This is a genomic window from Clostridium gelidum, from assembly GCF_019977655.1.
GTDB classification, from domain to species: Bacteria; Bacillota; Clostridia; order Clostridiales; family Clostridiaceae; genus Clostridium; species Clostridium gelidum.
Genome location: NZ_AP024849.1, coordinates 1,622,183 through 1,635,707, shown reverse-complemented (window position 1 = coordinate 1,635,707; position 13,525 = coordinate 1,622,183). Strand labels below are relative to the sequence as shown.

At 30.5% G+C, this 13,525-nt stretch carries 11 protein-coding genes; 1 reads left to right on the top strand and 10 read right to left on the bottom strand.

Annotation, left to right across the window (positions count from 1 at the left end; all coding sequences use genetic code 11):
- Nucleotides 1–38 precede the first annotated feature (38 nt).
- From psyc5s11_RS07255 to psyc5s11_RS07230, 6 genes are all read right to left on the bottom strand, one after another.
- Nucleotides 39–386 carry an arsenate reductase family protein gene (locus tag psyc5s11_RS07255; RefSeq protein ID WP_224036944.1) on the bottom strand — a complete coding sequence of 116 codons (348 nt, stop codon included), beginning with the start codon at nt 384–386 and terminating at the stop codon, nt 39–41.
- A 4-nt stretch (nt 387–390) separates the two neighbouring features.
- Entirely contained in the window at nt 391–810 is a 420-nt protein-coding gene (locus tag psyc5s11_RS07250) for an SRPBCC family protein (protein ID WP_224036943.1), read from the bottom strand.
- A 122-nt stretch (nt 811–932) separates the two neighbouring features.
- Complete coding sequence (locus psyc5s11_RS07245; RefSeq protein ID WP_224036942.1) at nt 933–2,522, bottom strand: response regulator transcription factor; 1,590 nt, start codon at nt 2,520–2,522, stop codon at nt 933–935.
- A gap of 36 nt (nt 2,523–2,558) precedes the next feature.
- Nucleotides 2,559–4,352, bottom strand: a complete 1,794-nt coding sequence (locus psyc5s11_RS07240; protein ID WP_224036941.1) for a sensor histidine kinase — start codon at nt 4,350–4,352, stop codon at nt 2,559–2,561.
- A 200-nt stretch (nt 4,353–4,552) separates the two neighbouring features.
- Nucleotides 4,553–6,091, bottom strand: a complete 1,539-nt coding sequence (locus psyc5s11_RS07235; RefSeq protein ID WP_224036940.1) for a glycoside hydrolase family 43 protein — start codon at nt 6,089–6,091, stop codon at nt 4,553–4,555.
- Between the two features lie 16 nt (nt 6,092–6,107).
- On the bottom strand, nt 6,108–7,601 hold the full coding sequence (locus psyc5s11_RS07230) for a GH39 family glycosyl hydrolase (protein ID WP_224036939.1): 1,494 nt from the start codon (nt 7,599–7,601) through the stop codon (nt 6,108–6,110).
- Between the two features lie 185 nt (nt 7,602–7,786).
- Here psyc5s11_RS07230 and psyc5s11_RS07225 point away from each other — a divergent pair, with 185 nt between their 5' ends.
- The gene (locus psyc5s11_RS07225) at nt 7,787–8,572 is read left to right on the top strand and encodes a helix-turn-helix transcriptional regulator (protein ID WP_224036938.1); all 786 of its coding nucleotides are present in this window, start codon (nt 7,787–7,789) and stop codon (nt 8,570–8,572) included.
- Nucleotides 8,573–8,797: 225 nt separating this feature from the next.
- Here the strand turns inward: psyc5s11_RS07225 and psyc5s11_RS07220 are convergent, their stop codons facing one another.
- From psyc5s11_RS07220 to psyc5s11_RS07205, 4 genes are all read right to left on the bottom strand, one after another.
- Complete coding sequence (locus tag psyc5s11_RS07220; protein ID WP_224038144.1) at nt 8,798–9,595, bottom strand: polysaccharide deacetylase family protein; 798 nt, start codon at nt 9,593–9,595, stop codon at nt 8,798–8,800.
- A 324-nt stretch (nt 9,596–9,919) separates the two neighbouring features.
- Nucleotides 9,920–11,470 (bottom strand): glycoside hydrolase family 43 protein, encoded by a 1,551-nt coding sequence (locus tag psyc5s11_RS07215; protein WP_224036937.1) that lies wholly within the window; start codon nt 11,468–11,470, stop codon nt 9,920–9,922.
- 12 nt (nt 11,471–11,482) lie between these two features.
- Nucleotides 11,483–12,619 carry a glycosyl hydrolase family 8 gene (locus psyc5s11_RS07210; RefSeq protein ID WP_224036936.1) on the bottom strand — a complete coding sequence of 379 codons (1,137 nt, stop codon included), beginning with the start codon at nt 12,617–12,619 and terminating at the stop codon, nt 11,483–11,485.
- The gene (locus psyc5s11_RS07205) at nt 12,619–13,515 is read right to left on the bottom strand and encodes a carbohydrate ABC transporter permease (RefSeq protein ID WP_224036935.1); all 897 of its coding nucleotides are present in this window, start codon (nt 13,513–13,515) and stop codon (nt 12,619–12,621) included. The genes psyc5s11_RS07210 and psyc5s11_RS07205 overlap by 1 nt, the downstream gene beginning before the upstream one ends.
- Nucleotides 13,516–13,525 lie beyond the last annotated feature (10 nt).

Below are 13,525 nucleotides of genomic sequence, written 5' to 3'. Positions count from 1 at the left end.
TCAAAACTCTTGGTGTATTTAACCTGTACTTCAAATTATTAGTTATTCTCTATCCACTTATTCCATACTTCTAAGTTATACCCAACTGTAGCTTCACCACCATTTCTTACCACAGGCGTATTCATAACTTTTTGATTCTTTAATAACAATTCAGCTTTTATTTCAGTGCTTCTAATATTATTAAAATTCAATTTCATATATTCTTTACATTTACTATTTATTAAATCATTAATATTTACTGAGCGAAGTACACTATTAAGTTCACCTTTGCTCATGGATTTCTCATTTAAATCAATAAATTGAAATTGTATTTTTCTTTCCTTAAAAAAGCGATCTGCCTTTTTAGTATCAAAACATTTTTTAGTTCCAAATATTTGTATATTCATAAATCTATTCCTCACCTAATTTTCTTTTTAAATCTAAAATGTAATTATTTTGTATTTTCTTTAAATCCATAAATAAATATGATAAAACTCTAATTATAGGATTTTTAATAAAAATATTTTCAGTAAAAACAATTTTTGTTCCACCCTTTTCAATTTCTGAAAAATCTCCAACCCAAGAACCTGTAAAATTTTTATTTTCCAAGTTAAATTCATATCTATTATATAAATTCTTTTTTGTAATTGTAAACTTTGTTGAAATACCATTTGGCGTATATTCTATAAAAGTATTTCCATTATCAATTATCTCAATGCGTTCAATATCGCTACGCCACTTATAATCATTATTGTTTGTTACAACATCCCAAACAATCTTTATATCCGTTTTAAAAGTTGCTGTTATTTCTGATTTTCTTGCTTTACTCATAAAAACATCCCCTTGTACACTTATTGATAATATCAACTCCATTAATTATATATTATTTTATAATTAAATACACGCTAACAAAAAATCCACCTGCTTAGCAGATGAACTTTTATATATAATATTTAAAAAAACTGTTTTCGGTATTGTAAAGGTGTCTTTTCTTTTAATTGAACAAATTTATTAATAAAATAATCCGTATTATTATACCCAACTTTTTCTGCTATACTATAAATCTTATCATCACTTCGTTTAAGTAATTCCGCTGCTCTTTCAATTCTATATGCATTTAAATAATCCTTAAATGATACATTATATTGTTTCTTAAAAACTTGTCCCAAATATGCACTATTAACATAATATTTTTCACTTAGATATTTTAAACTTAATTTTTCCATATAATGTTCTGAAATTTCTCTATCAATATGGCTCAAAATTCCTTGAAATGTATTTTGCCTTAATTGATTTAAATATCTTGAAAATTCTAAAGAAAAACTTTGCAAATGTTTTTCACTTCCCCTACTTAGAACTTGTTCAAAAGAAATGGAACTAATATATTGCATTACTTCCTCTTGATCAGCTTCAGAATCTAGCTCTTTTGCAATGTTAATAAGATTACATAATAAATAATTAATATTTATTTTTATAATTTCTAAATCTATCTTAAATTCTTTAAAGCTAGTATAAATTTTATTAACACATTTTATAATTTCTTCTTCATTATTTTCTTCAATTTCATGAATTAAATTATCCATATATTGTTTTTCTATATTATAACTAATTTCCTTCTTTTCTGTCATTTCATCATAATATGCAATGTTATTTTCATTTGAAAATTCTGAAAATAATTTTGCTACATTTGCAGACTTATATGATACTGCTAACTCTTCAATATTATTTATCTTTTGTCCAATATAAGTATAAAAATCATAGTGCTGAATCTGTTTCATATTTAATTGTAATTTTGAAATATACTCTTTCTCACTCAGATCTTGTTCTTCTGCTAATCTTTTATCATAAATAAATCCTATATCATAACAGTCTTTATAATTGCTCATGTTAACAATTACATTATAATAATTTTCGCCTAGCAATGCTATCATATTTTGATAAAATATTTCCTGTCCCTCTCTTTTTTCATTATCAGAAATGTTAATTCCTTCTTCATTATAAAAATTAATTTCTATAATTATATATCTTAATCCCCCTGAAAACTTCGAACAATTTTTAACATATTCTAAGTTAGAATTATCATATTTCCCATATATAATTTCGTTTAAATATCTATCATATACAACTTTATCTTTTATTTTTTCTAGGGTATGCTTATTTTCTTGTTTAATATGTTCTTCTTGAAAACTTTTTAATACCTTAATTAATTCATCTTTTTGAATTGGTTTTAAAATATAATCTGTTACATTGTATTTTATTGCTTTCTTCGCATATTCAAACTCATAATACCCACTTAACATTATAAATTTAACTTCACTCAATATATTATCATGTACATACTCAATTAATTCAATACCATTCATTTCCGGCATCTTTATATCTGCAATAATTAAATCGATTTCCTTTTCTTCTAATACTTTTATGGCTTCAATTCCGTTTGCTGCTTCTCCTACAATTTCATACCCATATTCTTCCCAGTTAATTAAAATTTTCAACCCTTGTCTAATAAATGGTTCATCATCTACTATTAAAATTTTAATCATAATATTCCTCCTACACTACCCCTTAAATCTTCAGATTCATTTCCTTAATTCATCATGATTAATTTGTATTGTAACTACTGTTCCTTCCTTTAATATACTATCCATTTCAAATTTCATATTATTATTGCAATACATCTGCAAACGCATATAAGTATTAAGTACTCCTGTACTTTTACTTTCACTAAGCATTTCTATTTTTGCATTACTCAGTCTATCTTTAATTAATTTTAATTCATTTTTAGGTATTCCATTTCCAGTATCAGAAATTTCTATAAATAAATCAGTATCATCTTTATAAACAGCAATACCAACACTTGCATTATGCGATACCTCTTCAATCCCATGAACACAAGCATTTTCAACAAAACTCAAAATAGATAACTTAGGAATCTTTAAAATTTTACATTCTTCCATTATATAAAAGTTAAAAGATAACTTGTCCCCAAATCGATATTTTTGAATTTGAAGATAATTTTCTACAAATATCATTTCATCTTCAATAGTAATATAATCTTCTCCCCAATTTATTGTTTTTCTAAGTAATATTGATAATTTTTCAATTATTTCTGCTGTTTCTATTTCTTCTTTTATCAAGCTTCTCATACGAATACTTTCAAGAGTATTAAATAAAAAATGTGGATTTACTTGACTTTGAAGTGCTTTTAATTCTGCTTGTTTTTTAGCCAATTCAAGTCGTTGCTTTTCTGCATCTCTCTTAAAAACTACTTCAATCAAATCTTTAATCTTTAATACCATTAAATTGTAACTCCGAACTAATTTTCCTATTTCATCTTTTCCCTCACTGCATTCAATTATAGAAAATTCCTCATTTTCTACTTTGCCTAAATATACACCTAGTAACGTCACTCTATGTCTAATGGAGTGTGAAACTAAAGTAATAATAATAGTTGGTAATAGTAAATTAAATATTATCAACCCAAATAATATTTCTTTTTTCTCCACAATTTTTAATAAAGGATTTACTTCATTTGATGTAACAATAATATTCCATTCTTCATTTGCTACCTTTAATTTAAAGGAACCGTTTAACTTAACATCCTTTTCTTCTATACTTTCTATTGTGTCAAATTCCTTTGAACCAACTTGAGGTGTTTTATTAGAAAACAGAATGAAGTTTTTATTACAAACATACAAATTGCCTTCCATTTTCTCATTTAAAATATTTTTAAGAATTACATTATAATCAACATCTATTTTTAAAATATTTTCATGTTTATCCCCTAATTTGTCCAACTTCCGAGTAATACTAATTGTTCTTGCTGTATTATTTGTTGAATACTCCTTTATATCCTTATCATAATATACAGATATTGTCATATTGTCCTTATTGCACTGGAATTGTTTGTACCAATCACTTTTCCGAATTTCTGGTGTTAATTTTATAAAATTATTACTATTACTAATAGTATCATTATCTGTATAGATTGTAACCTGATATACGTGTTGTGAATTATAATAATAATTAATTACATTATTTCTCAATAGAAAATTGTATTTATCATAATATGAAAGAAGATTATCATATCTTTCATTAACAAAATCATTCAAAGTTATATCACTATGCAAATGATTTGATACTAATACACAATCATCTAACACAGATCCTAAATTGTATTTAACTCTATCAATAGCGTGTTCCATATTTACTTTTTGTTCTTTAACTTCATTATTTCTAATAGTTAAATAAACAATCGAATTAGTAACAATCATTGGAATTAATACACAAAATGCATATATAATCAACAATTTTGTTTTAATACTATAGTTATTCAATATATCTATTTTTTTTAATATACCTAATTTCTTCATTTCTACACCCCTTTTAATGAAGTGTTAGTCTATTCTTTTATAATACACTATTATATCCATTCAAACAATAAATTGTCATATTGAGACAAACAATGATTTGCTAACTAAATTTAAAATAGTCAATCATTAGCAACCCCTTCTTCATTAGATTGATTGTGCCTAAAACATTCAAAGGTATTACTTAATACATAATTACCCTTTTACTTTAAAATATTATATCTGAACTTTGAAAAATCAGCAGTTCCTCCAATTTCCTTTGTAGAAAATAGAAACAAACCAAAGCGGCATCCCACAAATTGATCCATTTTCCATACCATGTTGTGTGTGATACCAATCTTCTTCCATTCTTCTCCATCCTTATAATAAAACTCACATTCGTCTTTATTATCAATGAAATAACCCTTTGCCTTTAGTGTAACTTTCTCTCCGTTTACAAGAATTCTTTCATACTCAACTCCAGGCTCGTTGTCTATCAAGTTTCCAAATATTGATTTATCATCTGTATCTCTTGCCAACATTACCAAGTAGTATTGACCTTCTTCCTTGGTAAGTGCAATCAATCCATATGAGCTAATTAAGAAACATAAACCTGCATAATCACCCTCCTTAAGTTTGCTACCATCTAAAGTTACAATAGCTTCACAAGTAGGCCCCATGACACGTTGTGTCAGTGTATTTACTGAATAATTTATATTCGAACAAATTTTTCTTGAATGGATACGATATGATCCTGGTTTTTCAGTTACTGACCACAAATCATTTGACGGAATATGATTCCATTGCCAGATATCTTTCAGATGTACCTTGCCATTTGGGTCAGGCTCATAAATAAAATCATCATCTCCAACAAGTTGCTTGTACTCATAACCTGGTCTTGTGCTTGGAATCTCAATATATTCTGTTGCCTTTTTATCGAATACTGGAAAATCATTTTCAAAATGCAGTGGGATAAGAACAGGTACACGGCCAACAGCACCATGATCTTGAAATAGCATTGAATACCAGTTACCATATGGAGTATCTACGATTCCTCCTTGTGCAATACCGAAATTATGATATCCCATATCATCATCAAAAACTTCTCTGCCAACAAATTCACGTTCTAGAGAATCTGTTACAAAACATGCCTGAGTCCTACGAGCATGTCCACATTTCAACACATGAATAAAAAAGACGTAATATTTGCCATTAATTTTGTAAAAATGGGCACCTTCATAGCCAAGATAATGCTCTTCGGTATCTCTTAAGATTATTCTGTTCAGTCCACCTGGTTTTGGACCTGAAAGATCATCTTTTAATTCCGTAAGTCGAATCTTGGTATTGCCATAAATAATATAAATTCTGTCATCATCATCAAATAGCAGTGAACAATCATGATAGAATCCTTCAATCTCATGCCTTATCCAAGGTCCAGTGATATCATTAGCTGTAAACAGATAAGTTTTCTGCGTATCATTTGCTACGAAACATACATAAAATTTACCTTTATAATAACGCAGTGAGGCTGCCCACATACCCTTTCCATATATTTGCTTTTCATCTTCTAATTTTTGATCTGGTGTACTGTCCAAAGCGTCATATACATGAACTGCCACTTCCCAATTTATGAGGTTGTATGATTGCAATATAACGCAGCCTGGCATAAAATGCATTGTAGTATTGACCATATAGTAAGTGTCGTCTACTCGAATTAGATCTGGATCTGGATAGTCAGCCCAGATAACAGGGTTGTTATTCATATTAAAATCTCCCTTCTTATTTTGAATAGACATATCCTCTATCACTTTTCTGATCTACCGGAAAGACTTCAAAATATGCCAAAGCATTTTTACTTAAATTTATAGTAATTGTAATATTCTCTTTATCCACAACCACTCGCTCCGTACTAACTGCTGGCATTGCACTTGCACGAAACAATTCATTCTGTGCTGATGTCGGATATGCTGGTTCTCCAATATCATGCCAAACCTTAAGTGGGTTACAGCATTTCTCATCCACAGTCTTAACTAGCAGACAACACTCTTTGCTCATTGGTAATGTAAAATTCAGCTCTATGTTTCGGTCTGGCTCAGTATTTTTTACTAAATTCCAAACAATACCTCTATAGCTTCCATCTTGTGCCTGTACAATAACAGCCTCTTCAGAGCGGTGGACGCATTTACCTTGCAAATCTTTAAAGAACGCAAATGTCCAAAATGTCGGTTTTGGAATCATGCCATTGGCAACAAGACCAAATCCACCATGGAATGGAGTAAACGGCACACCATTCTCTTCAAAAATATCTCCAAACGTCCAATAAGAATATGAGGCATTGCAATCACCTAATGTAGAAAGAAGCCTAGCTATATAAGCTGCATTTACATTTTGATCGTGCAATGGACAATTTGGTATATAGGAAGTGTTAAATTCTGTTATGTGAATATCCATGCCACGATATTCCTCATAACTATCGACAATATCTCTAGTTATCTGCAATTCTCTAAGTAAGTCCTCTGGCTCACGCAGTTCTTGATATCCGTAGTGACCAATGCGTTCCGGTTCTTCTGTTCCATAAGCATGTCGCGTTATGAAATCTATTGGGGCAAAACTTTCGTGACAGAAATTTATAAAATCTTTCACCCAATTCACATCATCCACGCCACAAATTGCAGGTCCTCCTACTTTAAATCTTTTATCAACATCTTTTATTGCCTTTGCTGTCAATTCATATAGCTTGAAGTATTCTTGCTTGTCTGCATCTTTCCAAAAAGCGCTCAAATTTGGTTCATTCCATACCTCTATTGGCCAGTTAACCACTTCATCTTTACCATAGCGTTCCATTAGGTGACGTAATGTCGCCTGAACAAGAGATGTCCAGCCTTCATAGGTTTTAGGTGGTGTAACATTTCCTTTCCAATAAAATACCGTTTGATCTCCAGAAGCTAGCTTTTCTGGCATGAATCCCAATTCCAAAAATGGACGTATCCTAAGTTCAAGATAAGAATCCATTACCATATCAAGATACGTAAAGTTATACTCTGCAATCGTATTACCAATCTCATCTTTATACTCCTGATAAATTGCCATATCATCTGAAAATAATCCATGACCACGAATATGAGAAAAATGGATGTAATCCTGAACATATTTCAATTGGTCTTGGTAAGCTTTATGAAGTGCAAGCCCCATTCTTCCTGTTCCAATACAAAATAGTGCATTGTTGCTAAATGAAAACTTTGCTTCATTTGTTATCGAATAATGTTTAATCATATATCCATTTCTCCTCCCTAATTGATAATTTGAAATAAACATTAATAAAGTAAGTATTCTACACATTCATAAGAATCCATAGCATTTTCAATGCTTTATCAAGAAAATTATAAGTTATTGACCTGTTTGAAACAATGATATATACTAATGTATAATTGATATATTCAAAGATTAGGAGGGTAATTATGACTAATATTTTCTATGTAGGATGTGATGCTACACACACAAATGATTTTATTTTTGATATCCCTCTTGGCCATGACTGTTGGCTTCTCGTTATCACTCAAACTCCTGCTCTTTTCTATGTCAACGGCGAATTCAAGGAATATCCGGCTCACAGTGCCGTATTATATCATCCACATCAGAAAATATACTATCGGGCCTGTGCAGAAAAATACATCAATGACTGGATACGTTTTGATTCCACCGAATCCTATGTTACTGAAACAACGTTTCCACTTGGGGTTCCTTTTTCTTTGGATGACCCCGAATATTGCCACAAGCTGCTTCAGTTGCTTGTCACCGAGAACTCATTTAATAAAGATTATAAAGAATCATCAATAGACTATTTGTTAAGAACTCTGTTTAATAAACTTTTAGAATCTTGCTTCCATACTGGTATTACACCTCAATATTATAACCTTATAAATCTTCGTACAGCAATTCATAATAACCCTGGTAATAATTGGACTGTTCCTAACATGGCAGATTTTATCCACATCAGCCAAGGCTATCTACAGACAATCTATAAAAATACCTTTGGTATATCCTGTATGGATGACGTGATAGACAGCCGAATCCGTCTTGCCAAAGAATATCTGTTTCATTGCAACCGTACAATTGTTGAAGTAGCAATTCTGTGTGGATATAATAATGTTGAACACTTCTGCCGACAGTTCAAACAAGTGACAGGATATACTCCAGGTAAATTCCGGGATCATGCTGTCAATTCATCTATTCTGAGCTGCTAGTTCTCAGTGAATAAATATTTTAACTATTAACATGCCAGTTCACATGAAAATAGTTCTAAACATTACAAAAAATCACACTTCTATTCTTAATGAAAGTAAAAAATGCATCAATATTACAATGCAATAATTGAATTATTATATAGATTAATAAAAAGAGAGCTTATTCAGAATTCCAATTATGAATTGCCTAAACAAGCTCAAAATGTTCATTTTGCTATAACGCGCTTATAATCTTATTATTTCTCCAGCGTTAACTTTTATAGCTTTGTCATCTACACTAATCCACACTGTTATTGCAGTAGGGTTATATACAATATCTCCATTTGCTGAAAATTCAAGTTTCTTTAATGCCTTAATATATCTCATTACCTCAATATTAGTCCCAAACCAAATATCACTGTTTTTAGAAACTAATTCACAAAAGTTCTCAATTAAATTCCAATTATTATTTCTTTCAAACTCAAAGCTATGACCCCAAACATACATTAGCTTTAATTTTCCCTTAAACTCATAATGCACAAATTTTTCTCCAAGCTCTATAAGGTTATCATCATGATGACAAGTTGCATTCCAAGCTAAAAAGTTTTCTGGAATATAGAAATCATGATGTGAAATTACAGTTCTTGAATACTGCATTCCAAGACCTTCAATAGTTCTTATCAGCTGTTCATTAAAAGCCCCATATGGGTAGGACATTCCTTTTATAGGATACCCAACTAAAGACTCTAAACATTTTCTATCTTCAATAATTTCTTCTATAACAGCTTCAACAGGTATACAATCTAAAAATGGGTGAGTTTTTGCATGCACAGAAACTTCATGACCTTTATAAAGTTCTGCAACTTCGGCTTTAGTAATAAACGTCTCCCTGTCTAAGATTCCAGAGTTTAAATGAAAAGTACCTTTTATTCCATATTTATTAAATATGCTAATTAACCTTCTATCAAATATTTGCCCATCATCATAACTCATAGTTAACGCTTTTGTTTTTCCTTCTGGAAATAAATCAAATTTAATATTCATAGTTTTCACCTCAAATTTAATATCTTTATCGATAATTACCTTTATCATTTTAAGCCTCTCAACGCTAGTTTTCATAGAAACTTTATATTATTCCTTCCAAAATTCTATATTTTCCTACATAAAATAATTCACAAAAATCCAAATTTTAGATTTTCGTAGGTTTCATGATGGAGGCGGATTATCATATGATCACTTACAAGCATGATAATGATTTGCCATCTTCATATTTCATGTTACTCAGTTCATTGCAATAATTTCTTGTGTCTATTCCTAATTGTTCCCATATTAATTATTATTTTGAAATTGCAAGTTTAAATTCAATATTTATTTTATTATTGGACTGTACTCAAACCAAAAAAAATCTGCATAATTATCAGTTGATTTGCCATTACTACTTACATACATTCCAATTGTACATCCTACAAATCCACCGGCTATTTCTGTACTTAGATTTATGCTGGACACATTCTTTTCTAATAATTCAAAATTTACACCATTAGTTCCATAATAAAAATCTAATTCTTGTCCTCTACTTACTATTTTTAAGTATAATCTATTAGCATTTAATTGAATTTCATTAATTAATATATCTATCCCATTATTGCATTCAGTAATTTGTAGTACTTTTTTTCCATTTTTCTTAGTATACTCATATCGCAGATGATATTCATTACTCTGAACTATAGCAATTCCTGCACTTTCATTATCATGAGTAGGGTCAAATTCCAACATGGTAGATACTAAATAGTGATAGTCTTTTTGTCTAATGCCTATGTAAGCAGGGTTGTCTAAGTCTTTTAATGATTGCTTTTTCAAATATAAACGCAAACATCCTTCTCTTTCTATAAGTGAATATAAATTTTCACTTGGATTTCTTAGAAATACCAATTTGCTATCTAATTCTTTTCTATAAAAATGATAACAATTAGTTTCTGGTTCTACATCATAACGTTCAAGTTCATGTTCTTGTTCAAGTTCTAATATTCCTGTACCAGGATTAACTACCGGCCAACCCTCTTCCCATATTACTTTTGCTAAAAAGGTTTCTCTTCCAGTATTACAATATCCATCACATGTTCTACTTGCTAACATCACCATAAACCACTTATCATCTTGGGTTTTAACTAAATCTGCATGTCCAACATGTTTTATTGGATAATTTTTTCCTAAATGTCTATGAGTAATAATAGGATTACGCGGACACCCTTCATACTTGCCATATATAGATTTACTTCTTGCAATAGTAACTGAGTGTTCAGGTCCTGTTCCTCCTTCTGCTATCATCAAATAATAATAGTCATCTATTTTATAAAGGTGAGGACCTTCAGGCCATATTGCATCTCTCATTGCACCTTTCCAGATTTTATGACTATCACCTACAAGGCACATATTATTTAAATCTAATTCTTGAATCCAATCTTCCCAATCCCCATTATAACGTACACCTTCTGGATTTGGTCTTGTCCCCACATAATAAGCTTTTCCATCATCATCAAAAAATAAACTTGGGTCAATACCTTCTGCTCCTTCTAGCCAATATGGATCAGACCATGGTCCTTCTGGCTTTTCTGCTGTTACGATAAAATTACCACCATAGGAAACATTTGTAGTTATCAAATAATATGTTCCATTATTATAGCGTAGTGTGGGTGCAAATATTCCTTGTGAATGTCCTACTCCTGTTAAATTTAGTTGTGATTCTCTAGTGAATACATGTCCAATTTGTTCCCAGTTGACCAAATCTTTGCTATGAAAGATTGGCACTCCTGGAAAGTATGCAAAAGTAGATGTGACTAAATAAAAATCATCTCCTACTGCACATATTGATGGATCTGGATAAAATCCTGATAAAATTGGATTTTTTATTTTATTCATTTTTACTTCCCTCTACTTCCAAATTCTATAATTTCCACTTAGCGCCAAGAAGGCAAATAAATATAAACAGTTATCGTAATACCTTCTTTCACCTGTTCTTAAAGGTGTATTCCAAAATAAATCAACACATTCTTTTCTGTACTTTCCTTTGCTAGCTAAAGAAGCCATTGCATTAGTTGCTATAATAGCAACTGGATGAAGTGCTTTTTCTTCAATAATTGTGCCATCTATTTCATAAACTAAATCTGCTTTACCTTTAACTGTTTCACAAAAGAAAGTTTGAATCTTATCAGCACATTCACATTCCCATTCTGTCTTTTCAAACCATTCATATGATAATCCTAAATTAGCAGCCACCCTATAAGAGTCACTATAAAATCTTTCATGATAACCCCTAGCCAAAGGTGAATCACAAGGCACTCCATCATACTTTGAATATTCTGGTGCCAATCCTGTAATCGGATGGCAAGCTTTCTTTAGATATTCCCTGCTACATTCTGCTGCATCCTCCCAAAATTCACGATCTTCTTCATTACACCAAAGAGAAAATAATTCATAAAAATGTGGAAGATGATATGATGGATCTGTAAAATCAAGACCAGGTACAAACTTTATAAGCTTATTTGTATGCTCCCACATAGGATCTCCTGGTTCTTGTTCTCCTTTATGAACACATTCATTAAGAAGCTCCTTGGCTTCTTTTGAATAGTTAAAAATACCTTCTCCATCACCCCATCTGTTTGAAGCAAAGAACAGTGCCATTGCAAAATATTCTTCACCATCTGGCGCTGGTCCATTTGAATTTTTTTCACCATTAAGCTTTACAGACCAAGCAAAATATCCTTTATTAAATCCATCCTCCATGAACATATATGTTTTGGTCCATTTCCAAAGTCTATCAAATTCTTCTTTCATATTTCTTTGAACACACATCATCATGGCATAAGACATACCTTCTGTTCTAGAATCATTATTGCCTGTATCAACGAAATATGCCATATCATCCCCAAAAGGATGATATAGTCTTTCATCATCATTTCCATAAAATATAGTACTATAAATATTCTCAAGTTTATTTTCTATATCTTTTGAAGAGTATCCATATTCCTCAAATACATTATGATAAGTTTCTTTTTTGTATGCACTCATTATTCCTTAACTCCTCCAATAGTAAGACCTGAAATAAAGTATTTTTGTAAGAAAGGATAAATGAACACAATTGGTAATGCTGTTACAATTGTAATAGCTGAACGAATAGATTGTGATGTTACAATACTTCCAGAATTTTTAGCCAAATCAGCAGTACCAGCTCCACCCTGTTGTGTTGCAGCAGATAAAACTTTCATAAGTTCATATTGAAGAGTTGTTAAGTTTGGACTTTGTGCACAATAAAGCATAGAATCAAACCAAGAATTCCATTGTCCAACTGCTATAAACAATGCAACTGTTGCAAGTGCTGGTTTACATAATGGTAATATAATTTGAATAAAAATCCTAAAATCTCCTGCACCGTCAATTTTTGCTGATTCAACTAATCCATCTGGCAAGCCATTCATATAAGTTCTCAGAACAATCATATTAAATGCGGCAACTAAGCCTGGTAAGATATATACCAAGAAGTTATTTGTTAAGTGTAAATCTTTCATTAATACATATATTGGAATCATTCCACCATTAACATACATTGTTAATACATATACCACTGAAAGTGACTTTTTAAATATAAATTCTTTTCTGCTTAAAACATATGCAAGCATTGCTGTTAAAAATACTTGTAATACTGTAGCAACTACAGTTCTTGAAACTGATATAAATGCTGCTTGAGCTAATTTAGGATTGTGAAATACTGTTTGATAATTTTGAAGCGAAAATACTCTTGGCCATATATAAATTCCACCTCTTACTGAATCAATACCATCATTAAATGAAATAGCCAATGTATTTAATATTGGATACAAAGTTGCAACTACAATTATTGCCATAAATATTCCTATAATAGTATCCCATATCTTATCATGTTTGCTTCTTTTTCTAATTCCTGCCATATAAATACTC

Excerpts from the sequence above, each read along its gene's own strand:
- psyc5s11_RS07215 (WP_224036937.1), bottom strand. The coding sequence starts at position 11,470 with ATGAATAAAATAAAAAATCCAATTTTATCAGGATTTTATCCAGATCCA.
- psyc5s11_RS07235 (WP_224036940.1), bottom strand. The coding sequence starts at position 6,091 with ATGAATAACAACCCTGTTATCTGGGCTGACTATCCAGATCCAGATCTA.
- psyc5s11_RS07225 (WP_224036938.1), top strand. The coding sequence starts at position 7,787 with ATGACTAATATTTTCTATGTAGGATGTGATGCTACACACACAAATGAT.
- psyc5s11_RS07240 (WP_224036941.1), bottom strand. The coding sequence starts at position 4,352 with ATGAAGAAATTAGGTATATTAAAAAAAATAGATATATTGAATAACTAT.
- psyc5s11_RS07255 (WP_224036944.1), bottom strand. The coding sequence starts at position 386 with ATGAATATACAAATATTTGGAACTAAAAAATGTTTTGATACTAAAAAG.
- psyc5s11_RS07210 (WP_224036936.1), bottom strand. The coding sequence starts at position 12,619 with ATGAGTGCATACAAAAAAGAAACTTATCATAATGTATTTGAGGAATAT.
- psyc5s11_RS07230 (WP_224036939.1), bottom strand. The coding sequence starts at position 7,601 with ATGATTAAACATTATTCGATAACAAATGAAGCAAAGTTTTCATTTAGC.
- psyc5s11_RS07245 (WP_224036942.1), bottom strand. The coding sequence starts at position 2,522 with ATGATTAAAATTTTAATAGTAGATGATGAACCATTTATTAGACAAGGG.
- psyc5s11_RS07250 (WP_224036943.1), bottom strand. The coding sequence starts at position 810 with ATGAGTAAAGCAAGAAAATCAGAAATAACAGCAACTTTTAAAACGGAT.
- psyc5s11_RS07220 (WP_224038144.1), bottom strand. The coding sequence starts at position 9,595 with ATGAATATTAAATTTGATTTATTTCCAGAAGGAAAAACAAAAGCGTTA.
- psyc5s11_RS07205 (WP_224036935.1), bottom strand. The coding sequence starts at position 13,515 with ATGGCAGGAATTAGAAAAAGAAGCAAACATGATAAGATATGGGATACT.